Source organism: Acidovorax sp. GW821-FHT10A04 (assembly GCF_059415825.1).
This window is the reverse complement of the sequence record NZ_JBWKNZ010000019.1, coordinates 115,821-139,194: the sequence shown is the minus strand read 5'-3', so window position 1 is coordinate 139,194 and position 23,374 is coordinate 115,821. Positions and strand designations below refer to the sequence as shown.

The following is a 23,374-nucleotide window of genomic DNA, read 5'->3' as shown; positions in this document are numbered from 1 at the left end:
GGGTCGCCTTTTCTTTGCCTTCTTTCTTTTGGCGACGCAAAAGAAAGAAGGTGCGCCGCCGGGCGCACATCCCGGCCCCCTCCATCAATCAAAACACCGCAGCAACCACAGAAACCGAACATCAATCAAAGCACGAACAGCCCCCTCACCCAAACGCCCGCGCCACCCCCATAGCCCCCATCCGCTCCACGATGGCAAAAAACTCCGCCACCGTATCGTCAATGATCTCCTGCGCCGTCTTCACCCCATCGATCAACCCCGCCGTCTGCCCCGCCAGCGCAGGCGCTGCCTCCATGTCGCCGTCGAAGTACACGCGCTGGATGCCCTCGAAGCTGTCGGCCGGCATCAGCCCGGCTGCGTGGATGGCCGCGGTGCGCTCGGACTTGAGCGCACGGATGCACGGGCTGGCGCGGGTGTTGAGCATCCAGGTGCCGGTGGTGCTGGCGCCCACGATGGCGTTCTTGTAGTTGGCGTGCACCGGGCTTTCGGCGCAGCTCACGAAGCGCGTGCCCATCTGCACCGCCTCGGCGCCGAGGGCAAAGGCCGCGGCCATGCCGCGACCGTCGCAGATGCCGCCGGCGGCGACCAGCGGCACATCGACCCGTGCGCGGATGGCCTGCAGCAGCACCAGGGTGGACACCTCTTCAGGGTTCTTGAAGCCGCCGCCTTCGCCGCCTTCCACGACCAGGCCATCGATGCCGGCATCCACGCACTTGAGCGCGGCCTCCAGCGTGGGCACGGCGTGGTAGACGGTGATGCCGGCGTCCTTGAGCGGTGCGATGAACTTGGCGGGGCTGCCGGCCGAGGTGGTGACGAACTTCACGCCCGAGGCGCAGACAAAACGCAGCATGGCGTCGTCCTTGAGGAAGCGGATGGGTAGGTTCACGCCGAAGGGCAGGCCGAGGGCGCGCATCTTCGTGATCTCGGCCTGGCAGTTGGCCGTTTCGCCCGACGAGGTCTCGATGATGCCCAGTCCGCCGGCGCGCGAGACCGCCGAGGCCAATTGCGTGCGCGCGATCCAGCCCATGGGGGCCTGGATGATGGGGTAGCGTGCGCCCGTGTGGGCCAGGACGCGGTTGCCTGTGCTGGTGGTCGGGGTGGTCATGCGGTCGGTCTCCGTTGTTCTTGCGAAAACCCATTATTCGGGGCCCTGTGCCCGCCGCATGTCGCCCGCGTTACGGGGCCGTGGTGGACCAGGGCCTCCCGGCCAGCAGGCGCTGCCAGTCGGCGGTGGGCTCGGCCTCCTGGACCGCGCCGGTGTCCAGCCGCAGGCCGCTGTCGAACACCAGCGCCTGGCCCGTCACCGGGTGCGGCACCTGCAGCTGCCAGGCATGAAGCCACAGCCGCTGCAGGCCCAGGCGCTCGGCCCACCATCGGTTGAGCGGCCCCTTGCCGTGCGTGGCATCGCCGATGATGGGGTGAGCCAGGTGCTTGAGGTGCCGGCGGATCTGGTGGCGCCGACCGGTGGTGGGCACGGCCTCCACCAGCGAGGCACGGGTGCTGGCAAAGCGTGGGTCGCTGGACTCGGGCAGGGTCAGCTGCGCCAGGGTGCGAAAGCGCGTGTGTGCCTCCTGCACCGCCGCGTCGGCCGGGGCGTCATCGGGCTTGAGGGCGTGGTCCACCTCCACCGCCGCCGGTGCAAAGCCACGCACCATGGCCAGGTAGCGCTTGTGCGTGGCCTGGTGCTCGAAGGCCTGCGACAGCGCGCGCGCCGCATCGCTGTGCAGCGCCATCACCAGCACGCCGCAGGTGCCCTTGTCCAACCGGTGCACGGGAAACACGTGCTGGCCCAACTGGTCGCGCAGGGTCTGCATCACGAAGCGCGTCTCGCCCGCATCGAGCCCCGTGCGGTGCACCAGCCAGCCCGCAGGCTTGTAGACCGCGACGAGGTGCTCGTCGCGCCAGAGGATGTGCAATGCAGGCATGGAGAAGGGAGGAGGGGGGAAGGGAAAAAAGAGACGGCGCAGACAACTGACAGATTCTGGCAGCAGGCGCGCTAAGCTGGCGCCAGGAGCCTGGGAAAAATGGGAACAAACAAGGGAGACAGAAGGTCCATGAACGACAACACCCGCAACAGCCATCCGCCGCACCCCCACCGTTTCCAATGCCGGTGCGGCCAGGTCACCGGCGAGGTGGCCGATACCCACTCGGCCCTGCACGCCGTGTGCTACTGCCGCGACTGCCAGGCCTATGCCCACCACCTGGGCCAGGCGGATGCGGTGCTCGATGCCCTGGCAGGCACCGAGGTCGTTGGCACGCATGCGCGCCATGTGTCGTTCACGGGCGGCACGGACCAGTTGGCCTGCGTGTCGCTGACCGGCAAGGGCCTGCTGCGCTGGTACGCGCGCTGCTGCCACACGCCCCTGGCCAATACCGGGCGCGACTGGCGCATGCCCTACGTGGGCCTGGTGCACAGCTGCCTGCGCACACCGGGCGGCGAAACCCTGGCACCGCCTGCCTTCCGGCCCGTGCAGATGCATCTGGAGACGGCCGGTGCCAAGGGCGGCACGCCGCCCCGACTGAGTGGGTGGAAGCAGGCCAAGGCCTTGCTGGGCTTCATGCCGCGCATAGCGGCATCGCGCCTGACCGGCAGCTACCGGCGCACGCCGTTCTTCGATGGTGCGGGCGTGCCGGTCGCTGCAGTGCAGGTGCTGAGCCCGGCCGAGCATGCCCGGGCGATGGCGGCGGTGGAGGCCACCGCATAGTCCACGGCGTGCCAGAATGCGCCCCAATAGCCGAAGGAGCCCATGCCGATGATGACCCCGCGTGCCCTTGCTGCCGCCCTGACCTTGGGAGTTGCCGCCATGTCCTTTTCCGCCACTGCCCTCGCTGCCGTGAACGATGGCATCGCCGCCTACGGCAAGGGGGACTACGCCACCGCCTTCAAGGAATTCAGCGCCGCGGCGAATGCCGGCGATGCCGCCGGCAAGCACATGCTGGCCAGCCTTTACTACACCGGCCAGGGCGTGGGCAAGGACGTGAAGAAAGCCGCCGCGCTGTTCACCGAGGCGGCGGACGCCGGCTACACGCCCTCCATGGCCAATCTGGGCCTCATGTACTCCAAAGGCGATGGCGTGCCGAAAGACATGCAGCGGGCGCAGCACTACGCCACGCTGGCCGCCGAGAAGGGCGACGTGCAGGCGCAGTTCGACCTGGGCCAGTCCTACCGCATGGGCGTGGGCGTTCCCCAGAACCACGAGAAGGCCGCGCACTGGTACCGCAAGGCTGCGGAGGCCGGCTCATTGGCCGCGCAGAACGAGTACGGCCTGCTCTTCGCCCAGGGCCATGGCGTGCCGCAGGACTATGTGCAGGCCTTTGCCTGGATCGATATGCCGGCCAGTGCGGGTGAACCCCAGGCCATCAAGAACCGGGCGCAGCTGCTGTCCATCCTGGATGCCAAGGGCCAGGCGGCCGCGCGCAAGCTGGCTGCCGAGTACGCCGCCAAGTACCGCAAGCCACGCTGATTTTTCAAGCAGGGAGAAACCACCCATGTCCGCAGGCGATTGGAAAGACATGTATGCCGCCGCCGTGGCCGGCGATCTGGCGCTGGTGCGCCACCACATCAGCGCGGGCGTGAATCCCAACTACCAGCACCCCGAGATCCTGTGCACGCCGCTGGTGGCGGCCCTGGTCCACGGGCACGATGCCATGGCGCGCTACCTGCTGGACAGCGGTGCGGACCCAGGGCTGCGCTCGGAGTTCGACGACATGACGCCATTGCAGGCCGCGAAGCGCCACGGCCGCAAGGAGTTCGTGCAACTGTTGCAGGAGCGTGGAGCGCGCGAGGTGAAGACACCTTTCTGGTGGCGCTGGTTGCCGGTATAGCGGCTCAGAGGCTGAGAATTTTTTAGCCGTGTCCGAGGGGCGCGTCAAAACGCACTGGATCTAGGCGCAAAGCGCAGCCATAGCTTGGGCTATGGCGAGCATTTGCAACGACGAGCCGGGGTGTTTTGGCGTGCACAGCGGGCATGGACGAAAGACTCTCAGCCTCTCAGACGCCAGCCGCTTCCTTGGCGCGCATCTTCGCGGCGATGTACTCGCCGTGCGTCACGTGCAGCAGCCCGGCCACCTTGCTGATGGCGTGCATCTCGTTCTCGTCCAGGCGGGCATCGGCATAGGCCACCTGCCACATCGCCTCGACGAGTTCGATCTTTTGCGGCTGGGTGAAGTGGTCGTTGAGGTTGCCGGTGAAGCGCTGGTAGTCGTAGGCGGTCTTGGCCGTGTCCACGGCCAGCTCGACCAGGCGCTCGATCTCGTCATCGGCCAGGCTGAAGCGTTCGCGCAGGGCGCGCACCATGGCGGCGCGCTCGGCCTCGTCCATGGAGGCATCGGCGCGCACCACTTCCACCAGCAGCACGGCGGCGGCCAGCTGCACGGAATGCGCGCGCTCGGCAGGGGAGGCCTCGGGAGAGAACGGGGCGGTGAAGCTGTCGAACAGTTCTTTGAGGGTCTGGAACATGTGCCGGCCAAAAGGGTGGGGGTGGAATATGCGCGAGAGAATGCTGCGTGCCATGCCCGATGGAGCCGGGTGCAATGTATTGGTTCCCCCTGTCTTGCAGCCCGGCGACAATTGGCGGCAATGATGAAAAAAACGATTCTTCCCCTGCAGCTGCTGGTTGCCCCCGATGTGAACGACCCCTCGCCCCTGGTGCTCTACCACGGCCGCAACTGCCCGGACGGCTTTGGCGCCGCGCTCGCGGCCTGGCTGTACTACGGCGACAAGGCCGAGTACCTGGGGCTGGACCATGGCGACGTGCAGTCGGTGGACGACCTGCCGGCCCTGGACGGCCGCTCGGTCTACATCCTTGATTTCTCGTTCTCGGCCGAGATCCTTTCGGCCATCGACGAGCGCGCGGCACGGCTGGTGATGCTCGACCACCACAAGAGCGCGGCCGAAAAGCTCACCGGCTTTGCCTGCCGCTGCGGTGTGGTGCATTTCGACATGGACAAGTCGGGCGCACGCCTGGCCTGGGAGTTCTTCCACCCGCACCAGCCCGTGCCCGCGCTGCTGCAGTACGTGGAAGACCGCGACATCTGGAAATGGGAATTTCCGGAAAGCGCGGCCTTTCTCTCGGCGCTGGACATGGAAACCCAGACCTTCGAGCGCTGGCGCGAGATTGCCTCCTTCACGCCCGAAGCGCTGAAAATCTTCATGGCGCGCGGATCGGCCATGGACGAGAAATACAAGAAGCTCTGCGCCGACATCGCCGAGGGCGCGCAGCCCCTGGTGTTCAACGGCATCGAGGGGCTGATGGTCAACGCGCCCGGCATGTTCCACAGCCTGGTGGGCGACATCCTCTCGGCCCAGACCGGTACCTTTGCGCTGATGTGGAGCGCCGGTGCCAAGGGCGTGAAGGCGGGCCTGCGCTCGCAGCGCAACTTCGACTGCATCGCCCTGGCCGAAAGCATGGGCGGGGGCGGCCATGCGCAGGCCTGCGGCTTCAAGATGAAGATCGAGCGCCTGCCCGAGCTGCTGAGCGGCGTGCTGAACGCCTGAGGTTCCCTACACCAGCCGCAGGTCCGTCGCGCGTGCGCCCGGGAACACGCGCGCCAGTGCGGTCGCGTTCAGCCCGTACATGCGCCCGAACAGCCCGCCGAGCACGGCGCGGTAGTCGTTGAGCACCGGGTGGTCGCGGTCCTGGAACAGCGTGGCGGCCGTCAGCGCCTGCTGCTCGCCCGCCATGCGCCCGCCCGCCACGCCGCCGCCCAGCACCCAGAAGACGGTGCCGTGGCCATGGTCGGTGCCGCGGTTGCCGTTCTCGCGGAAGGTGCGGCCGAACTCGCTGACCACCACGACCACGGTGTTCTTCCAGGCCGCGGGGCCCATCTCGTCGGCAAAGCCGGCCAGGCCCCGGCCCAGCTCCTCGAAACGGTTGGCCAGCGCGCCCGTGGCGTTGCCCTGGCCGACATGCGTGTCCCACCCGCCCACGTCGACAAAACCCAGGTGGTAGCGCGTCTGCATGAGCCGCGCCATGCGCCGTGCCGTGCCCTCGAAGCCCCGGGTGCTCAGCGCATTGCGGCTGGCCGCGTCCACCTCGCCCTGCATGCTGCGCGCCACCTCGCCCTGGGTGGCAAAGCCCTCGGCCACGGGGCGCGCCAGGGGGGTGCTGCGGTACATCATGTCGATGAGCCCGGCCTGGCGCTCGTCCACGGCGGCCTTGCCGGCCGCAGCGGCCAAGGCCGTGTTGGGCACGTCCACGGTGCCGCGCAGCACCAGCGGCAGGGTGCTGGTGAAGGCCATGGGGGCGGCCGTGGTGCGCCTGGCACCGAGCTCGGCGGCCAGCCGGTTCAGGAAGCCCGAGCCATAGTCACGCCGCCCACCCAGGGGCTGGCCCAGCTCGATGCTGTCCTGCGTGTCGAAATGGCTGCGCGAGAGGTCGTCCGTGCCCGCGAAGGGCACGAAGGCCAGCTCGCGGCGCTGGTACAGCGGCAGCATCGACTCGGCCAGCACCGGGTGCAGGCCCCAGTCGCTGGTGAGTTCCAGCGCACCACCCTCCTGCCCGGGGCGGGCAATCGCGATATTGGGCCGGCTCTCGTAGTAGAAGCTGCTGCCGGTGGGCACAAGCAGGCTGGCGCAGTCGTACCCGCCCCGCAGGAACACGAGCAGCAGGCGTGCATCGCCCGCGCGCGGGGCGGCGGCCACCTGGGCGGTGGCCAGGCCCAGGGCGCTGGCGCCCAGGGCTTGCAGGCAGTGCCTTCTCAACATCGCTGTCCTTTCAATGACAGGGGGCGCATGGCATCGACTGTTGCGCCTGAATTCGCACGTCCTAGGCCAGGGCAGCCGTGCAAGGGCCGCCCCGCCGCACTGGCTGCGTCCCCCTTCCCGAACCGCGTAGCGGGTCGAGAGAAGGGGGAAGGCGCGAAGCGACTCAGGGGGATGTACTCCATCTCTAGCCGTGCATGAATTCGGGGGAGGAGAGGAACAACAGGTTCCACTCGCGCGGAGATTGGGCCTGGGCCAGGGCGGCCCGTGTGGCGGGTGCCAGCGTGGCATCGATCTGCCGCAGGTAGGGCGTTTGCGCCAGCGCGGGCGGTGGTATGCGAGCACCCGGCGCCAGGGCGCCCGCACCGAGCGCGCGGGCCGCCTCGAAGCGCGTGCTCATCTGGCCCGAGCCCGACCAGGTGGCCGCATCGAGCGGGTAGCCGTCGGGCGTGGCACGGCCATACAGCGGCTCTGCCAGGCGCTGCAGCCAGCCCAGCAGGGGATCGGTGCTGGCCAGCACCGGCTGCTCGCCATGCACCAGGCGCGCGCCGGCCAGCAGGTACTGCACCGGGTCGCGAAAGCGCTGGCCCAGCGAGGCCTGGAAGTCGCTGGACTGGAACAGCGCTTGCAGCACGGCCGCGATGTCGCCATCGCTGCGCTCGAAGGTGCGCGCCAGGGTGTCGAGCAGCGCGGGCGCGGGCGCATCGCCCACCAGGTAGACGGCCAGCTTGCGCGTGACGAAGCGGGCCGTGGCGCTGTGGCGGGCCAGGCGGTCCAGGGCCTCGTCCAGCTCGGCCAGGCCCTGGGTGCGGATGGGTTGGCCGAGCAGGGTCTTCGCCTCCCAGTCATGGCGTTGGGGGTTGAACTCGAACAGCCCCTGGCGCACGTAGTGGGCGCGCAGCGCAGGCTTCATGCGCGGGGGCTCGCTGTCCAGCGGGCGCATGCCGATGCCGACGCCCGTGAGCACGCGCGCCAGTTCCTGCACGTCCTGCTGGCTGTAGCCGCCGCCCACGCCCAGGGTGTGCAGCTCCATCAGCTCGCGCGCATGGTTCTCGTTGATGCGGCCGGCGGCATTCTGCGCATTGTCCAGGTAGCGCAGCATGGCGGGGTGGCGCGTGGCGGCGCCCAGCAGGTCGCGAAAGCGCCCCAGCGCGTGCGGGCGTATGGCGCGCTCCTCGTAGTCGCCCACGCTGGCACGCAGGTCGGCCTTGCCGGCGAAGACGTTGAAGTGGTTCATCCAGAACCAGGTCATCCTCTCGCGCAACTGGCTCGGGGAGTACAGCGCACGCAGCACGAAGCGCTGGCTGGCCTCGCGCTGCAGCTGGCGCATGTCCTTCTGCCAGGCCTCCAGCGCGGCCTTGCGCTCGTCCTCGGTGGGCAGGGCGCGGGCCTCGCGCTGGCGCGCGTCCATTTGGAGGGCCAGGGCCTCGTACGGGGTGTGGCTGATGGCCATGGCGTCGATCTGCGCCTGGGCCGCGGCCGGCAGCGGCGCGCTGGCGGGGCCGTGCAATTGGGCGGTCAGCCATGCCTGCCGGCCCATGCCGGCCAGTGCCTGGGCCCCCTGGGCCGTGCAGCCCCAGGTGATGCGGTCCATCCAGCGTGCGCGCAAGGCCTCGTCAGGGGTGTCCGAAGGAGCCAGGGAAGGCGCCGCCGCCCAGGCCGGTACGGTGCTGGCCGAGGCGCCCAGGGCAGTCAGCGCCAGCCACTGGCGGCGGTTGATCGGGGGGCTGGAGAAAACGCCAGGGAGGAGCATGCTGCGGTCTTCCGTCGACCCCATCGAAGCCGGGGCGATGGCACCATGCTGCGCCTGCTGTCGGGCCAAGGCAAGGGCCTTTAGCGGGTTTTACGCGGGCGAAACAAATGCCCTGCAGGTTGTGAGCAGTTGTGCGCACGGCGTGCGCGCAGGCTCAGCGGGCCTTCGCCGCTTCCTCGAACTTGTCCACCTTGCGCAGCTGCTGGAAGCCCAGCGTCCACGCGCCCACCACGCCCAGCGTGCAGATGCCGCCCAGCACCGCAGCAGGCACCACGCCCAGCCAGGCGGCGCTGGTGCCGGCGCGGAATTCGCCCAGCTCGTTGGACGAGCCGATGAACAGCATGTTCACCGCATTCACGCGCCCGCGCATCTCGTCGGGCGTGGAGAACTGCACCAGCGCGCCGCGGATGTACACGCTCACCATGTCGGCGGCACCCGCCACCAGCAGGGCCGCAAAGGACAGCCAGAACAGCGTGGACAGTGCGAAGACCAGGTTGGCTGCGCCGAAGATGGCCACGGCGATGAACATGGTCTGCCCCACCTTGCGGTTGAAGGGCCGCATGCTCAGGTACAGCCCGGCGCCCACCTCGCCCACGGCCATGGCACTGCGCAGTGCGCCCAGGCCGGCGGGGCCCACGTGCAGCACCTCGTGCGCGTAGATGGGCAGCAGGGCCACCACGCCACCCAGCAGCACGGCGAACAGGTCCAGCGAAATGGTGCCCAGGATGATGGGGCGCGAGCGGATGAAGCCGATGCCCGCGCCAAAGCGCTGCCACATGCTGCCCTGCGCCGCCGCCGGGGGCGTGGCGTAGGGGACGGCCACGCGCGCCAGCAGCGCGGCGCCCAGCGCGAAGCACACGAAGCACAGCGCATAGGTCAGCTCGCCGCCGCCCACGGCGTACAGCATGCCGCCCAGCAGCGGCCCGCCGATGCTGGCCGCACGCATCAGCATGCTGTTGGCGGCAATCGCCTGGGCCAGCTGCTCGCGCGGCACGATCTGCGGCAGCAGGCTCTGCATGGCCGGGCCCGAGAAGGCGCGCGCACAGCCGAACAGCACCAGCACCGCGTAGATGCCATGGACGCCCGTGGCGCCATGGCCCGACAGCCACCACAGCAGCGCGCTGCAGACGGCACCCACGGCCCAGCTGATGGCCAGGATGCGCCGGCGGTCGAAGCGGTCGATCAGGTCGCCGGCCGGCAGCAGCAGGCACAGCATGGGCAAAAACTGCGCCAGCCCCACATAGGCCAGGGCCAGCGGTTCGCGCGTGATGTCGTACACCTGCCAGGCCACCACCACGGCCTGCACCTGGGTGGCGAAAACGGCGATCAGGCGGGCGGACAGGAAGGCCAGGAAGCCGCCATGGCGGTAGACGCTGGGGGCGGGCTGGCCTGCCGGGAGCGGGGTGGAGGTCGGGGACGGTTGGGACACGGGAGGTGCGGAAAAGGGATTGGCGCGGGGCGGGCGGGCCGCAGAACGCTGCGCTGGGCCGGTGCCAGGCCAGCCTATCAGGGTTTGTACCGGGGGCTCGATGCTACCGGCTTTGCGCCGGGGCTGCTGAAGGCTGCCTGACCGACTGGCCCCCAAAAAAACCCGAAAGTTCCTGTTACATCCGCCGATAACCGAAAAAGAAGGGGCCGGCATGGGGCCAGCCCCGGCAGCGGCGGCGCGTGCGCAGCCCTGCCTGTTAGAACGTGTTTACGATCTTTACGGGGCCACGCAAGTCCCTTTTCGGGATGGGATGCAAGGCGCGGGGTGCAGCCAATAGCTGGCTATTGGCAAGCACCGCAACGCCGCAGACCGCCCGGCAAGGCACTTGCCCGAAGGGTTGGGGCGAAATCGGGCGATTGGACGCCCCGGCTGCTTGCATGGGCACGAGCCCATGCGGCGCATCCGATGCATCCACTCATCCCGATTGCGCCCCAACGCGGCCCCGAAAAGATCGCAAACACGTTCTTAGGTCGGTCAGGAGTTCTTCTTCGGGCATGCCATGGCGTTGAGCATCAACACCAATGTGATGTCGCTGAGCGCGCAGCGCCACCTGAGCGTGGGGCAGAGCGCTCTGGCGACTTCCTTGCAGCGGCTGTCCTCGGGCCTGCGCATCAACAGCGCCCGGGACGATGCCGCCGGCCTGGCCATTTCCGAACGCTTCACGAGCCAGATCCGCGGCCTGAACCAGGCGGCGCGCAATGCCAACGACGGCATTTCCCTGCTGCAGACGGCCGAGGGCGCCATCAGCACCATTGCCTCGGGCCTGCAGCGCATCCGCGAACTGGCCGTGCAGGCCGCCAATGGCAGCTACAGCGCCAGCGACCGGCAGGCCATCCAGGCCGAGGTGGCGCAGCTGGCCTCCGAAATCGACCGCACCGCCAGCACGGCGCAGTTCAATGGCATGAACGTGTTCGACCCCAGCCGCGGCAGCCTGGTGGGGGACGCCAACCTGCTGGCCGTGTTCGACGGCATGACCAGCGTGGGCAGTTGGCTGGAGAGCAGCGAGACGCTGATCAGCAAGCTCTACGGCATCAAGGCCGATGGGGCGGCGCTGGCGGTGAAGTACACGGGCTACACCGATGGCGCGGGCGGAGTGGCCGCTTACGTACAGGCCACGGGCTTCGATGGCCAGGGGCGCGGCACCAACCTGACCCTGCAGGTGGACATGGCCGATTTCGTGCCGCCCAATTTCCCCGACGGGGGCAACGCCCCGTACTACAACGACCGCATCATCGCCCACGAGATGGTGCACGCGGTGATGGCGCGCAGCACCAACTGGCAGGACATCACCAGCAACAACCTGTGGTTTGCCGAGGGCACGGCCGAGTTCATCCAGGGGGCGGACGAGCGCGTCAAGGGCGACATCGCCAATGTCGGGCTGCCCGCCGTGGTGGCCGCCATCAACGGGCCCTCGAACACCAGCGAGTTCTACTCATCGAGCTATTCCGCCGTGCGCTACATGCACAGCCGCATCAAGGGGGCGGGCGGCGAGGGCGTGAAGGACGTGCTCACCTACCTGAGCGCCAACCCCGGCTCCACGCTCGACCAGGCGCTGGCCAATGCCTCGCAGGGGCAGTTTGCCAGCGCCGCCGACTTCAAGACGCAGTTCGCCGCCAACGGCGCGGCCTTCATCAGTGGCTTCGACCTGAACAACGCCGACACCGGCGCCATCGGCGGGCAGGATGTGGACGGCGGCGACGTGAAGACCGCCACCAGCACCGTGCCCAACAGCGGCAGCCGCTCGGGCACCGACGTGCTGGACGGCTTTGCAGAGTCCTTCGAAACCATCGCCACGTCCAGGGGCGGCACGACGACCAAGGTCTTCCAGATCGGTGCCAATGCCAACCAGACCCTGGAAACATCGATAGGCGCTATGGGCCTGTCGTCGCTGGGACTGCGCAGCACGCTGGACGTGACCATCTCGCCCGCCCAGGCCATCGTGGCGGTGGACCGGGCGCTCGACTACGTCAACAGCCAGCGCGCCGTGATCGGGGCCCAGGCCTCGCGCCTGGAGTCGGCCATGGCCAACCTCGGCAACGCCAGCGAGAACCTGTCGGCCAGCCGCTCGCGCATCCTCGATGCCGACTTTGCGGTCGAGACCGCCACGCTGGCCCGCCAGCAGATCCTGCAGCAGGCTGGCTCGGCCATGGTGGCGCAGGCCAACCAGTTGCCGCAGGGCGTGCTGGCGTTGCTGCGCTGATCTGCGGCTGGGCGTTCAGGAGACGGGCGCGCCCCGGCACTCAAGGGGGAGGAAGTGGCCTGGCAGGTCGGTGGCGTTGCTGCCATGGACCTTCATTTTCTCCGGCACGGCGGCCTGTCCGCAAATCCATGCGATGGGCACCTGCGGGTAGCCCTCCACCACGGCGGGCCGCAAGGTCAGCGTCTTGCCGGCCAGGTTGCGGTTGGACAGGTTGCCGTAACGGATGTGCAATGCGCCTTGCTCCACCACCAACTGCGTCACGTAGTTGCCCATGATCTGGTCGGCAGGCGGCAGTCCCGCCGCCGTGTTGCTGGCTGGCAGCGATTTCGTGCGGGCGTAATGGGTGCCCACGGCCTGCCGGGCAAACTCCGCCAGGTTCTGGCCTTCGGTGACCTGGGTGCGGATGATGCGGTCCTGGTAGGACGGCATGGCCATCGTGGCCATGATGCCGATGATCGCGATCACCACCATCAGCTCGATGAGCGTGAAGCCCCGGTTGCGGCAGGTGGGCAGATGTGGGAAGCGATCGGTCATAGCATCTGGCCCAGTTTCAGGATGGGGAGATAAATCGACACCAGCAAGGTGCCGATGAGAGAGCCCACGCAGGCATAAAGGGCGAACACGATGGTGCGATCAAGGCGGGCCAAGGCTTCGGCCCATTCCGTGTCTGCCCAGGCTTGCAGATAGGGCAGTGGCATGCTCGCGTCGTGGGCCTGCTCGGCCACGGCCAGGTGCAGCGCATAGCGTTGTGGCAGCACCCCGGCAGTCTCGAACGCTTTGCTCCAGCTGTGCCCGGCGGCGATGGCCGCCTGCAGCTCCTGAGCGGCTTTCTTGAGCGGGGTCGGTCCGGTGGTCGAGGCCAGGTGGCCCAGTGCTGCAGCGGGCTGGATGCTGCTGCCCGCCGATGCGCGCAGGATGGCCAGCGCGCGGACGGCAAGCTCCGCCTTGCCCAGGCGCCGCGTCAATCCCGAGGCGTGGCCTGCATCGGCCAATCGCCTGGTCCATCCAGCGGGCAAATGCCTTGCAAACATGCACAACAGGAGCAAGGCCACGATCAAGGCAGGCTGCCATCCGATCAGCAGCCACTGCAGCGGGCCATTGTCGAACACCGCACGGGTGAGGGCCGGCAGTTCGTGGCCGATGGCTTCCATGCCCTCGCGCATCGACGGTACGACGAACATCAGCATGGAGACAAAGAGCGCGCATGCCGCGGACGCAAGGGACGAGGGCCAGATCAGCAGCAGTGCCAGATCGGTGCGGCCGCGCACGCGCAGTTCCGTGTCTGCGGCGAGTGCCTGCAGCGTGTCGGCTTGCTGGTGCGGTCCTTCGGTGCCCTGGAGCCAGGCGGCAGTGTCGGGACTGGAGAATGCGGGCAATTGCTGCAAGGCCTGGCCGAGCCCAGCGCCCTGTTCCAGGGCCTGTGCCGTGTCTGCATAGGCACGCCTTGTGGCGCGCGGCAATTGCGCGTCTTGCGCCAGCAGGCGTGTGACAGGCGGCAGGGCACTGCCCGCTCGTGTGGCTGCCGCCAGATGGCGCAGCAGCAGCGCTTGGTCCTGCAGGGTGTCTTGGTTCTTCTTCATGGATTCCTGTCGGTGGCAGCGCCCCTGCAGGCCGCGGGTGTCTCTGCTGGGGCCATGCCACTGATGGCGGCGGGGTAGGGGGTTGCCCACCCAGCGGGTACGGGCTTGCCTCCGCACAGCCAGAGCACGGTCCAGGCCGGTGCGTTGTCGGGCAGTGCCGGCCGCATGCCCAGCAGCACGGGATGTGCGCCGCTGCGCAACTGGCCTGCGGCCCGCACGCTGTCCCCAAGCCGCTCGTACCGCATGTCCTTCAACCGGCCGTCGTCGCGGGGGTCGTGCAGCATGCCCGCTGACTGGCTGATCGGCAGCGGCTGGGCGCGGGCGCCGGCCTCCTGCAAGGTTCCGCGCATGGCGATGTCCAGGGTTGCTTCCAGCCGGGCACCGCCCAGCAGGGTCAGGGCCTCCATCGCATGGGCCTTTTCTCGCAAGGGCCACAGCGTGGTCATGCATGCGGCTGCGGCGCTTGCGATGATGAGCGCACTTATCGCAATCTCGAGCGGCTTCATCCGCTCACGCAACCAGGCTGGGTGGCGCAGCATCAGCGGGGGCGGCATGCGGAAGGCAGGTGTTTGTTCCCCAGCAAGGAAGGGGCCGCCGGCATCGGTGCCACGCGGGTGCCTGCGGGAGAAGGGGCGTTCTGGCATATCCAGGCCAATGGGGCGGTGGGCGAAGCGTCCCGGATGGCGGGGCGCATCACCAGCAGGGCGGGCTTGGGAAGGTCCTTGCCCAGGGCATCGGAAAACCGGATCGACAACACCCCTTGTGCTACGTCGATGCCGTCGACCCAGGCGCCTTTCATGAGCGCCGGTGCCGGCAGGCCCGCAGCTGCATTGTCCCGGGGTAGTACGCCCCAGCGGTCATAGTATTCGGCAATGTTTTGCTGGGCGGCCCGGCCCAACTCAAGGCCTTCCGCAACGCGGGCTCGCAAAAGGTAGTCCTGGTATGCGGGCAAGGCCACGGCGGCCAGGATGCCAATGATCCCGGTGACGAACATGAGCTCCAGGAGCGTAAAGCCAGCAGATGCGCGGCGCAGGGGGCGGGTCATGCAGGTGGTGCGACGAGGGCGGATTGCGGATGGGAAGGTGGGGCCGTAGGTGCGCGCCGGATTCTTCCACACGCGCGGCGACAAGACCAGTATTCCATGGCCGGCCCAGGTGGTCTCAACCGGTGGTGGCGCGGATCCCAACGGGGCCGTAGGGTTTTTGGTGCCGGTGCCGGTAGTCCCACGGTGCCAGCGGGCGTTTCTGGGCCCACAGGCCTTCGCCCTGGGCACGCGCCTGGCGCTGCAGCGGCGCCAGGTGCGGGTGCTGCTGCGCATACGGCGTGTACACCCAGGCCAGGCCTGCCGTTACCTGGGCCGTGGCCACGTCGGTGCCGCCGCAGCGCACATTGGCCACCGTGCGGCCATAGCTGTCCTCCTCGATGGGCTGCAGCGCCGCCTGCCGCTTGAAGCACATCTGCGCCAGGTTCTGCCGCGACTTCTGGCCGAAGGCCTGCTTGCGTTCGGGCGCGTCGATGGCCGCAATGCGCACCTTCATCTGCGCGTAGCGTCCTGGCGTGCCGCAGCGGGCGGTGAGGGTGTCGCCGTCGCTGATGGCGACCACGAGGCAGAGCAGGGCAGCGGCGGGCAGGGGCATGGGGCAGGAGGGGGCTGGCGGGCAGTGAAAAGGCCGCGCATTGTCTCCTACACTCCGGGCTGCGCGGTGCACCAGGGCCGCGCCCACAACGAACGACAACAGTGCACAAGGGGAGTTTCAGATGCGTAGCGTGATTTGCGCCGCCCATTCAGGCAAGGCGTGGCGATGGGGTGCCGTGGCGGTGCTGGCGTTGGTGGCCGCCCTGCCCTCCGTGCAGGCCAGGGACGAGGCCGGCGCCCATGGCAAGACGCTGGAGAAGACCTACGACCTGTCGCCCGAGACGCTGGCCAAGTTCCAGCGCTTCCAGGAAAAGCAGGCCCAGACCCCGGGTGACAAGGGCCCGGGCATCCATGCCGCGACCGAGCGTTGGCGCGGCGACGAGCTGTCGCTGCCGACCAGCAAGAACCCCTTCACCATCGTCGTCAAGGTCTCCGGCGTGGCGCTGGCCGATGGCGACGCCGGCTCGCGCTGGCAGACGGGGCTGCAGTTCGAGGGGCCCTCGCCCATCTCGTTCCTGCCCGAGCTGGTGCACAAGGGCGCGCGTGCGGGCCAGCCGGTGTCCATGGTCGGTGCCTCCAAGGGCGTGAGCTTCAAGGAAGACCGCATGGCGGCCCCCTCGCTGGAGTTCGAATCGTCGCGCAACCTGCGCATCGACCGTGTGCAGGTCGAGGTCTGGTCGGGCATCCGCAAATCGACTTGGCTGGAACTGCTGATGTCCTGGTCGCCCATCCTCACCGGCGTGGTGTTCCTGGGCGTGGTGCTCTGGTTCCGGCGCCGGTAGCGGGCCTTACTCCTCGCTGGTCCACTCCACGTTCACGCCCAGGCTGCGCAGGTTCTCCACGAAGCGCGGGTGGGCGCGGCGGATGGGCGCGGCGTTGCGGATCTCCGAGCGCCCCTCGATGCTGGCCGCCACCATGAACAGGGCGATGGCCACGCGGATGATGTAGGGGCTCTCCACCAGGGCCGGCGAGAGCGGGTTGCCGCCGAAGGTGATGAGGCGGTGCGGGTCCGACGAGAACACGTGGGCGCCGAACTTGGAGAGCTCGCCGGTCCAGCCCAGGGCGCCGTCGTAGACCTTGTTCCAGAACATGCAGTTGCCCTGCGCACGCACCCCGAGGGCGATGAAGATGGGCAGCAGGTCCACCGGGAAGTAGGGCCAGGGCGCGGCCTCCACCTTGGTCAGCACGTTGCTGGTGAACGGGGTCTGCACCTTGAGCGGGCCGGGGCAGTGGGCGCGCGACCAGCCGTCCTCGTGCGTGACCACCACGCCGAACTTGGCGAAGGTGCGGTCGATCAGCGGGAAGTTGCCCGGCGCGCTGTTTCGCACGACCACGTCGCCGCCGGTGATGGCGCCCAACGCCAGGAAGGTGGTGATCTCGTGGAAGTCCTCGTCGAAGCGGAACTCGCCACCACCCAGCGCCGCGCCGCCCTGCACCGTGATGCGCGAGGTGCCGATGCCGTCGATGCGCGCGCCCAGCATCACCATGAAGCGGCAGAACTCCTGCACATGCGGCTCCGACGCCGCATTCGTCAGCGTGGAGGTGCCGTTGGCGGCCACCGCGCAGAGCACGAAGTTCTCGGTGGTGGTGACGGAGGCGTAGTCGAGCCAGTGGTCGGTGGGCGTGAGTGCGCCCTTGTTGCTGCTGCGCACCAGCAGCGAGCCCTCGGCGCGCTCCACCGTGCCGCCAAAGCGCTGGAACACCTCCACGTGCGGGTCGATCTCGCGCACGCCCAGGGTGCAGCCCTTGACGTTGTCTTCGAGCCGTGCCACGCCAAAGCGGGCCAGGAGCGGCGGGATCAGCATGATGGACGAGCGCATCTCCTCGGGCAGGCGGTGCCGCGCGGGGTCGAACACGGTGTCCTGGTGGTGCAGGCTGAGCGTGCCCGTGGCCTCGTCCAGGTGCACGCTGCTGCCCAGCATGCGGAAGATGTCGAGGATCTTGCGCACGTCGGTGATGTCGGGCACGCCATGCAGGCGCAGCGGCTCGCGCGTGAGCAGGGTGGCGCACAGCACCGGCAGCACGGCGTTCTTGTTGGCGGACGGGGTGATGCGGCCACGCAGGGGCGTACCGCCGTGGACGATGAGGTTGGACATGGGGAAACCGGAAAGAAAGGGGGAGGGCAAGCGGGGCGGAAAAAGGCACCGCGGGCGCTGCGCCTGCTGGCGCTGCGCTCCGCGAAAGCCCTGCACTGTACCCGTGCCGCGCAACGGCACGTGTATCCGCCGGTAATCTGCCGCTCAGCAGCTCGGCTTTAGAACCACCACTCCAAAGCGGAGGCCCGGACGAACCGGCAGTTTAGAAGCCGAACGGCTGCCCGGGCTTCCAGGCGTCGGCCAGGCGTTTCGCTTCGGCCACTTCCACGATGCTCATGCCGGGCGCCAGGCGGCGCATGGTGCCGGCCGCCCAGAAGGCGCCGCGGTTGGGCGGCACCAGCGTGTCGTCCTGCTGCTGCTCCTTGTGCGCGCGCTGGGCCAGGTCCAGCAGCATGTGGGCGGCCACGGGGCGGCGGCCCACATTGTCCAGGCCCGTGGAGTAGAGCAGGCCCAGGCTGTACAGGCCCGACGGGTCGCCCTGTCGCGCGGCGCGCTGGTACAGGTTTTCGGCCTGCTCGGCCTGCTGGGTCACGCCCAGGCCGCGCTCATAGCTGTAGCCCAACTGGACGCTGGCCAGGGAATAGCCCTCGCTGGATGCCTTGGTCAGCCAGCGGATCGCCTGGTCGGGGTCCTTGGGGACGCCGCGGCCATCGCGCAGCGTGGTGCCCAGCACCAGCATGGCGCGCAGGTCGCCTTTTTCTGCGAGGGCCTGCAGTTCCTTCACCGCTTCGGGCCCTTCGCTGCTGCGGCGGGCCTGCTTCTCCAGGGCTTGCATGCGCGCCTGCTGGTCCTGGGCGGCCTTTTGCGCTGCCACTTCGGCGGCGCGGGCGTCGGCCTCGACCTTGGCGGCGCGCTCCTGTGCGCGGACCTTGTCGGCGTGGAACTTCCAGCCGATCAGGCCCCCGCCGATGGCCACGGCCAGTGCCAGCGCAATCCAGGTCACGGGCAGTTCGCGCTGGGCCTTCTTCTGGGCCTTGGCTTTCTTCTTGGCTTCTGCTTCGGCTGCGGCGGCCTCTGCCGCGGCTGCGCGGGCCCGGGCGGCCTTGCCTATGTAGGGGGCGGGTGCCGGAGCCGGCGCTTCGGCGGCCTTGGGTTCCGCTGGCTTGGGGGGATCTACCTTGTCATAGGCCACGTGGCAGCTGGGGCACTGCCAGTCGGGTGCCGTGTCGCTGGACAGGCGGGCGTACTTGCAGCGGGCGCAGACGCGGCCGGTAGCGGCGGACGGGGCGGCTGCAGCCGCGCCCTCTTTTTCGATGGGTTCCAGGGACAGCGAAAGCGATGATGGTCCAGCTTTGGTGTTCACGTAGTTCGTCCTTCACCGCGCACGCTGGCGCGGCCCTCCCGGGCTGCTCTTTCGGCCCCTCCCATAGGGTGCCGCCGGCCCAATGGGGTGTAGTGTATTTGTAGTAAATGGTTTTTTGTATGTCCGGATGTGTAACTGTGCTGCTGTGCAGCAATGGATGCATGCCAGCTGGGCATGGATTTGTAACAGTCACCACCAATCATCGCGCACAGCCATTGGCCGGCTATCGAAATGAGAGCGGCATGGCATCATGTGGCAAGAACCGTGCAGGCCAACGGTCCGTTCGATACCGGAAATGGGATGCCATCCCACAGACGAATTTCATTTTTAGAATGCGGGGAACCACCGGCCGGCCGTGGGTCTCACAGCCACACCCGCCTGCCGATGCCCGCCCTTTCGGAGTGCTGCCTTTGAATTCGCCGATGCCCTCGGGCAAGTCCCTTCTGTCTGCTTCGCCATTGTTTTTGCGCTTCTTGCGTCCGCTGGCCATGGCGCTGGCCGCTGCGGCCACGCTGTTCGTGGCCGGCTGCGCTTCCCTGCCCACCGGCACCCAGGGGCCTCAGGCGCCGCAGGAGAAGTTCGGTTCCCTGGCCACCTACTCGCGCCTGTTCGACGCCACGCCGGCGCAGACCTGCGAGGCGTCGCGCCGGGCACTGCTCAGCCAGGGCTACATCATCAACACCAGTTCGGCCGAGCTGGTGGAGGGCAAGAAGAACTTCCAGCCCGGCACCGAGACGCACATGCAGATGGTGATCCGCGTGGTCTGCGTGCCCGAGTCGCCCACCGGCAAGATCAGCCTGGGCTTCGTTACCGCCATCCAGGACAGCTTTGCGCTGCGCAAGACCAACAACTCCGCCAGCCTGGGCGTGGGTGCCATCGGGTCCGTGTCGCTACCGTTCTCGTCGAGCAGCGAATCGCTGGTGCGCGTGGGCAGCGAAACCATCACCGCGGACACCTTCTACGAGAGCTTCTTCGACCTGGTGCGGCGCTACCTGGTCATCGACGAGGCCGCCCAGGCCAACGAGTAGCCGGCCCCCTCAGGCGTACAGGCGCGCCCCGGCATCGCGGATGCGCAGCGCGGCCTCGTGGCCCAGCGCATTCACCACGGGTTCCCACACGCTGGCGTAGCGCGGCAGCGCGTCGGGCGCGAAGGAGGTGTGCGGCCAGTCCGAACCCCACACCAGCCGTTCTCCCATGTGCGCGGCCACGCGGGTGATGGCCGGGTGCAGCAGGCCATAGGGCGCGCTGGCCTGCAGCCGGTACCAGCCCGAGAGCTTGACCCAGGCGCCTTGCCCGGCCAGCTTGGCCAGGGCCTGCCAGGCGCGGTCGTCGGCCGGCAGCAGGCCGTGCAGGCCGGCCAAGTGGTCCAGCACGCAGGCCACGGGCGTGCCCTGGTGCAGGTGGACGATGGTGGCCAGGTCTTCTGGGTTGGCGTACCACTGCACATGCCAGCCGCGCTCGGCCAGACGCGGGGCCAGGGCCTTCATGGTCTCTGGGCCGTTGCCCACGGGCGAGACGAGGTTGAAGCGCACGCCGCGCACGCCCAGAGCGTGCATGCGGTCCAGCTCCGCATCGGGCACGGCACCGTCCAGCACCACCACGCCGCGGTGGCGGCCGCTGGATCGGGCCAGTGCATCGAGCAGCACGCGGTTGTCCGTGCCATACACGCTGGGCTGCACCAGCACGAGGTGGCCCACGCCATGCGCGGCGGCCAGCGCCTCGATATCGGCCAGCGGCCGGTGCACGGGCTGGTAGTGGCCGGCCTGCGCGGGTGCGGCACTGTCGAAGACGTGCACGTGGGTGTCCCAACCCTGGGGCAGGGCGGAGGGGGAAGGGGGAGAGGTGGAAAAAGTCATTTCAGTCACACGCTGCGGCGTGCCGGTGGCGCATGCACGAAGCGTGCGCGCTCCCTGCCGGCTGCCCGGGCGGGGGCTTATCCCACCGAGATCTTGCGCTCGCGCACCACTTTGGCCCACTGCTCCTGCTGCGCGGCAATGAACTTGCCGGCTGTCTGTTGCGAGGCGTCGGCGAACACATCGCCACCGAGCTGGCGCACGCGGCCCAGCACCTCGGGGTCGGCCAGGGCCTTGCGCACGGCGGCCACCAGCGTGGCCCGGGTGTCGGCGGCCATGCCGGCAGGGGCCAGCAGGGGGTTCCATTCGAGCACCTCGTAGCCGGGCACGCCGGCCTCGGCCATGGTTGGTACCTCGGGCAGAGAGCGGGCGCGCACCATGCTGGTCACGGCCAGCGGGCGCAGCTTGCCGGCCTGGATGTGGCCCAGCGACGAGGCCACGTTGGCGAAGAACAGCGGCACCTGCCCGCCCATCACGTCGGTCATGGCCGGGCCGCCGCCGCGGTAGGGCACGTGCAGCAGCTGCACGCCCGCACGCCCCTCGAACATGGCGCCCGCCAGGTGCTGGGCCGAGCCGTTGCCCGAGGAGGCATAGGTGATCTCGCCCGGCTTGGCCTTGGCCAGCTGGATCACGTCCTTGACTGACTTGGCAGAGAAGCCCGGCGTGCACACCAGCACGTTGGGAAAGGTGACCAGCACCGCCAGCGGCGTGAAGGCCTTGGCGCTGTCGTAGGGCAGCTTGGGGAACAGCGAAGGGTTCACCGCGAAGGACGAGGCATCGAGCAGCAGCACGCTGCCGTCCGGCGTGGCGCGCGCCACCTGCGAGGCGGCCAGCTGGCCGCTGGCGCCGGGCTTGTTCTCCACCACCACGCTTTGGCCCAGTGTGTCGGCCAGGCGCGGCGCGATGATGCGTGCGATCAGGTCGGCACCGCCGCCTGCGGGATAGCTCACCACCAGCGTGATCGGCCGGCCGCCGGCGACTGTGGCCGCGTGGCCGGCCGCCAGCCAGGGGGCGGCCACGGTGGCGCCTGCGGCCTGCAGCAGCCTGCGGCGGGAGATATGGGAAGAGGGCGTGGTTGGTGCCATGGTGCGGTGCTCCTGCGGGGGATCGGGGGCGAGAGGGTCAGGTGATCGTGACGGAGTAGTGGAAGGCGTGGGCGTCGCCGCGGGTGGTGCGCCATTCCACGCAGCGGCCCGCCAGGTCGTAGGCGCTGCGTTCCACCACCACGCAGGGGTGGCTGGCCTGCAGGCGCAGGTGGGCCGCCTGGGGGGCGGTGAGCACGCCAAAGCCGATCTGGTCCACCGCGCGGTGCACGTGCACGCCGCAGTGGCGCGCGAACAGGGGGTAGAGCAGGTCGTCCCAGGCGGCAGGGTCGCCTTCGGCGAGGGGGGCGAACCGGTCCAGCGGCAGCCACAGCTCTTCGAGCAGGCATGGCTGGCCCGCCAGCAGGCGCAGGCGCAGCAGCCGCAGCACCGGCTCGCCCGGTGCCACGCCCAGGCCCCGCGCCACGGCCGTGGTGGCGGCCAGGCTCTGGCGCTGGATGATGCGCGACTGCGGCACCTCGTTGCTGCCCCCGCCAAAGCGGAAAAAACGCAGCATGGAGCCGCCCGCGATGCCCTGGCGCACGAAGGTGCCCCTGCCATGGATGCGTTCGATAAGCCCCTGCTCCACCAGCAGCTCCAGCGCACGGCGCATGGTGCCCAGGGCCACCTGGTGCTCGGCGGCGAGCAGGCTTTCGGCTGGCAGCGCGCTGCCCGGCGGCCACTCGCCCGCCACCACGCGCACGCGCAGGGCATTGGCCAGCGCGGCATAGCGGCGCATGCCGGGAGAGCTGTCGACCAGTGCCAGGTGTGAAGGGGATTCCATGCAGAGAACTATAGACCTCTATAGGACTTTAGAAGCTCGGGTTTACCCTGGATGTGGGGTGCTGGTGCAGGTGGTGTCCCGCCGCGGCCTACAGCACGGCCTGCTCGGCCCAGGCGCCGGGTGCCAGCCCGTCGAGCGTGTAGGGGCCGATGGCCGCGCGCACCAGCCGCAGGGTGGGCAGGCCCACGGCCGCCGTCATGCGCCGCACCTGGCGGTTGCGGCCCTCGCGGATGGCCAGCTCGATCCAGGCGGTGGGAATCGCCTTGCGCTCGCGGATGGGCGGTGTGCGCGTCCACACGGCGGGCGGCGGGTCGAGCAGGCGGGCCCGCGCAGGGCGGGTCGGGCCATCGTTGAGCTGCACACCGCTGCGCAGCTGCGCCAGGGCGTCTTCGCCGGGCTGGCCCTCCACCTGCACCCAATAGATCTTCTCCATCTTGAAGCGCGGGTCGGCGATGCGGGCCTGCAGCGGGCCATCGCTGGTCAGCAGCAGCAGGCCCTCGCTGTCGGCGTCGAGCCGGCCGGCCACGTAGATGCCCGGCTGGTCGATGTAGTCCTTGAGCCCCTGCCACTTGCCTTCGGCCGTGAACTGGCTGAGCACGCCGTAGGGCTTGTTGAAGCGCACCAGGCGCGGTGGCGTGGCAAGAGGCATGGGGCGGCGTGGTCCTGTCAATCGCTGCTGCCGCCGGTGACGGCGCGCACCCCGGCAGCGCCCACGTCCACCGTGGCGCCGACGACCTTGGCGCCCACCTTCACCGTGGTGGCCGCCACGCTCACCGCCGCATCGGCCACGGTGACCACGGCGCAGCCGGTGCAGCACAGGGCCAGGGCGGCTACCAGTGCCAGGCGCCCAGGCCTCGAGAACTGTTTTGGGGAGCGCATTGTCTGCAGTGCCATG

General features: G+C 69.0%; 25 protein-coding genes. 7 read left to right on the top strand and 18 right to left on the bottom strand.

Annotation, left to right across the window (positions count from 1 at the left end; genetic code table 11):
* Positions 1 to 145: 145 nt before the first annotated feature.
* Positions 146 to 1,105, bottom strand: a complete 960-nt coding sequence (locus AC07PF_RS29690) for a nitronate monooxygenase (protein ID WP_145699096.1) — start codon at positions 1,103 to 1,105, stop codon at positions 146 to 148.
* Positions 1,106 to 1,175: 70 nt separating this feature from the next.
* Positions 1,176 to 1,925 (bottom strand): pseudouridine synthase, encoded by a 750-nt coding sequence (locus tag AC07PF_RS29685; RefSeq protein WP_494614301.1) that lies wholly within the window; start codon positions 1,923 to 1,925, stop codon positions 1,176 to 1,178.
* 129 nt (positions 1,926 to 2,054) lie between these two features.
* Here AC07PF_RS29685 and AC07PF_RS29680 point away from each other — a divergent pair, with 129 nt between their 5' ends.
* The 3 genes from AC07PF_RS29680 to AC07PF_RS29670 all read left to right on the top strand — a co-directional run bounded on the left by AC07PF_RS29680 (position 2,055) and on the right by AC07PF_RS29670 (position 3,825).
* Positions 2,055 to 2,705, top strand: a complete 651-nt coding sequence (locus AC07PF_RS29680) for a DUF6151 family protein (protein WP_494614300.1) — start codon at positions 2,055 to 2,057, stop codon at positions 2,703 to 2,705.
* A 99-nt stretch (positions 2,706 to 2,804) separates the two neighbouring features.
* Positions 2,805 to 3,464: a tetratricopeptide repeat protein gene (locus tag AC07PF_RS29675; RefSeq protein WP_494614299.1), complete on the top strand. Its 660-nt coding sequence runs from the start codon at positions 2,805 to 2,807 to the stop codon at positions 3,462 to 3,464.
* A 25-nt stretch (positions 3,465 to 3,489) separates the two neighbouring features.
* Positions 3,490 to 3,825 (top strand): ankyrin repeat domain-containing protein, encoded by a 336-nt coding sequence (locus AC07PF_RS29670; RefSeq protein WP_494614298.1) that lies wholly within the window; start codon positions 3,490 to 3,492, stop codon positions 3,823 to 3,825.
* 166 nt (positions 3,826 to 3,991) lie between these two features.
* Here AC07PF_RS29670 and AC07PF_RS29665 read toward each other — a convergent pair whose 3' ends face one another.
* Positions 3,992 to 4,459, bottom strand: a complete 468-nt coding sequence (locus AC07PF_RS29665; RefSeq protein WP_494614297.1) for a tellurite resistance TerB family protein — start codon at positions 4,457 to 4,459, stop codon at positions 3,992 to 3,994.
* Positions 4,460 to 4,579: 120 nt separating this feature from the next.
* On the opposite strand from AC07PF_RS29665, the gene AC07PF_RS29660 reads away from it, so the two are divergent.
* Positions 4,580 to 5,497, top strand: coding sequence for a DHH family phosphoesterase (locus tag AC07PF_RS29660; protein WP_494614296.1), 918 nt, complete (start codon positions 4,580 to 4,582; stop codon positions 5,495 to 5,497).
* A 6-nt stretch (positions 5,498 to 5,503) separates the two neighbouring features.
* On the opposite strand, the gene AC07PF_RS29655 is transcribed toward AC07PF_RS29660, so the two are convergent.
* The 3 genes from AC07PF_RS29655 to AC07PF_RS29645 form a co-directional block, all read right to left on the bottom strand.
* Positions 5,504 to 6,706, bottom strand: coding sequence for a DUF1501 domain-containing protein (locus AC07PF_RS29655; RefSeq protein ID WP_494614295.1), 1,203 nt, complete (start codon positions 6,704 to 6,706; stop codon positions 5,504 to 5,506).
* 184 nt (positions 6,707 to 6,890) lie between these two features.
* Positions 6,891 to 8,456, bottom strand: a complete 1,566-nt coding sequence (locus tag AC07PF_RS29650; protein WP_494614294.1) for a DUF1800 domain-containing protein — start codon at positions 8,454 to 8,456, stop codon at positions 6,891 to 6,893.
* 154 nt (positions 8,457 to 8,610) lie between these two features.
* Positions 8,611 to 9,885, bottom strand: a complete 1,275-nt coding sequence (locus AC07PF_RS29645) for an MFS transporter (protein WP_494614293.1) — start codon at positions 9,883 to 9,885, stop codon at positions 8,611 to 8,613.
* A 559-nt stretch (positions 9,886 to 10,444) separates the two neighbouring features.
* On the opposite strand from AC07PF_RS29645, the gene AC07PF_RS29640 reads away from it, so the two are divergent.
* On the top strand, positions 10,445 to 12,145 hold the full coding sequence (locus AC07PF_RS29640; RefSeq protein ID WP_494614292.1) for a flagellinolysin: 1,701 nt from the start codon (positions 10,445 to 10,447) through the stop codon (positions 12,143 to 12,145).
* 15 nt (positions 12,146 to 12,160) lie between these two features.
* Here AC07PF_RS29640 and AC07PF_RS29635 read toward each other — a convergent pair whose 3' ends face one another.
* From AC07PF_RS29635 to AC07PF_RS29615, 5 genes are all read right to left on the bottom strand, one after another.
* Entirely contained in the window at positions 12,161 to 12,679 is a 519-nt protein-coding gene (locus tag AC07PF_RS29635) for a pilin (protein WP_494609799.1), read from the bottom strand.
* The gene (locus AC07PF_RS29630; RefSeq protein WP_471636925.1) at positions 12,676 to 13,725 is read right to left on the bottom strand and encodes a type II secretion system F family protein; all 1,050 of its coding nucleotides are present in this window, start codon (positions 13,723 to 13,725) and stop codon (positions 12,676 to 12,678) included. The genes AC07PF_RS29635 and AC07PF_RS29630 overlap by 4 nt, the downstream gene beginning before the upstream one ends.
* Positions 13,722 to 14,171 (bottom strand): hypothetical protein, encoded by a 450-nt coding sequence (locus tag AC07PF_RS29625; protein ID WP_494614291.1) that lies wholly within the window; start codon positions 14,169 to 14,171, stop codon positions 13,722 to 13,724. Before AC07PF_RS29625 ends, AC07PF_RS29630 begins: the two co-directional genes overlap by 4 nt.
* Positions 14,172 to 14,263: 92 nt before the next feature.
* Entirely contained in the window at positions 14,264 to 14,770 is a 507-nt protein-coding gene (locus tag AC07PF_RS29620; protein WP_494614290.1) for a pilin, read from the bottom strand.
* A 115-nt stretch (positions 14,771 to 14,885) separates the two neighbouring features.
* A complete protein-coding gene (locus tag AC07PF_RS29615) occupies positions 14,886 to 15,362 on the bottom strand; it encodes a thermonuclease family protein (protein ID WP_494614289.1) in 477 nt (158 codons plus the stop codon).
* Positions 15,363 to 15,483: 121 nt separating this feature from the next.
* Between AC07PF_RS29615 and AC07PF_RS29610 the strand changes: the two genes are divergently transcribed.
* Positions 15,484 to 16,143, top strand: a complete 660-nt coding sequence (locus tag AC07PF_RS29610; RefSeq protein ID WP_494614288.1) for a hypothetical protein — start codon at positions 15,484 to 15,486, stop codon at positions 16,141 to 16,143.
* Positions 16,144 to 16,149: 6 nt separating this feature from the next.
* Here the strand turns inward: AC07PF_RS29610 and AC07PF_RS29605 are convergent, their stop codons facing one another.
* Positions 16,150 to 17,457 (bottom strand): UDP-N-acetylglucosamine 1-carboxyvinyltransferase, encoded by a 1,308-nt coding sequence (locus tag AC07PF_RS29605; protein ID WP_494614287.1) that lies wholly within the window; start codon positions 17,455 to 17,457, stop codon positions 16,150 to 16,152.
* Positions 17,458 to 17,659: 202 nt separating this feature from the next.
* Positions 17,660 to 18,760: a tetratricopeptide repeat protein gene (locus tag AC07PF_RS29600; protein ID WP_494614286.1), complete on the bottom strand. Its 1,101-nt coding sequence runs from the start codon at positions 18,758 to 18,760 to the stop codon at positions 17,660 to 17,662.
* Between the two features lie 422 nt (positions 18,761 to 19,182).
* On the opposite strand from AC07PF_RS29600, the gene AC07PF_RS29595 reads away from it, so the two are divergent.
* Complete coding sequence (locus AC07PF_RS29595) at positions 19,183 to 19,788, top strand: DUF2242 domain-containing protein (RefSeq protein WP_007858917.1); 606 nt, start codon at positions 19,183 to 19,185, stop codon at positions 19,786 to 19,788.
* A gap of 9 nt (positions 19,789 to 19,797) precedes the next feature.
* On the opposite strand, the gene AC07PF_RS29590 is transcribed toward AC07PF_RS29595, so the two are convergent.
* The 5 genes from AC07PF_RS29590 to AC07PF_RS29570 form a co-directional block, all read right to left on the bottom strand.
* On the bottom strand, positions 19,798 to 20,616 hold the full coding sequence (locus AC07PF_RS29590; RefSeq protein WP_494614285.1) for an amidohydrolase family protein: 819 nt from the start codon (positions 20,614 to 20,616) through the stop codon (positions 19,798 to 19,800).
* A gap of 77 nt (positions 20,617 to 20,693) precedes the next feature.
* The gene (locus AC07PF_RS29585) at positions 20,694 to 21,698 is read right to left on the bottom strand and encodes a tripartite tricarboxylate transporter substrate binding protein (protein ID WP_494614284.1); all 1,005 of its coding nucleotides are present in this window, start codon (positions 21,696 to 21,698) and stop codon (positions 20,694 to 20,696) included.
* Positions 21,699 to 21,735: 37 nt separating this feature from the next.
* Positions 21,736 to 22,479: a GntR family transcriptional regulator gene (locus tag AC07PF_RS29580; RefSeq protein WP_494614283.1), complete on the bottom strand. Its 744-nt coding sequence runs from the start codon at positions 22,477 to 22,479 to the stop codon at positions 21,736 to 21,738.
* An 88-nt stretch (positions 22,480 to 22,567) separates the two neighbouring features.
* Entirely contained in the window at positions 22,568 to 23,128 is a 561-nt protein-coding gene (locus AC07PF_RS29575) for a pseudouridine synthase (protein WP_494614282.1), read from the bottom strand.
* Positions 23,129 to 23,145: 17 nt separating this feature from the next.
* Entirely contained in the window at positions 23,146 to 23,373 is a 228-nt protein-coding gene (locus AC07PF_RS29570) for a hypothetical protein (protein ID WP_007854870.1), read from the bottom strand.
* Position 23,374 lies beyond the last annotated feature (1 nt).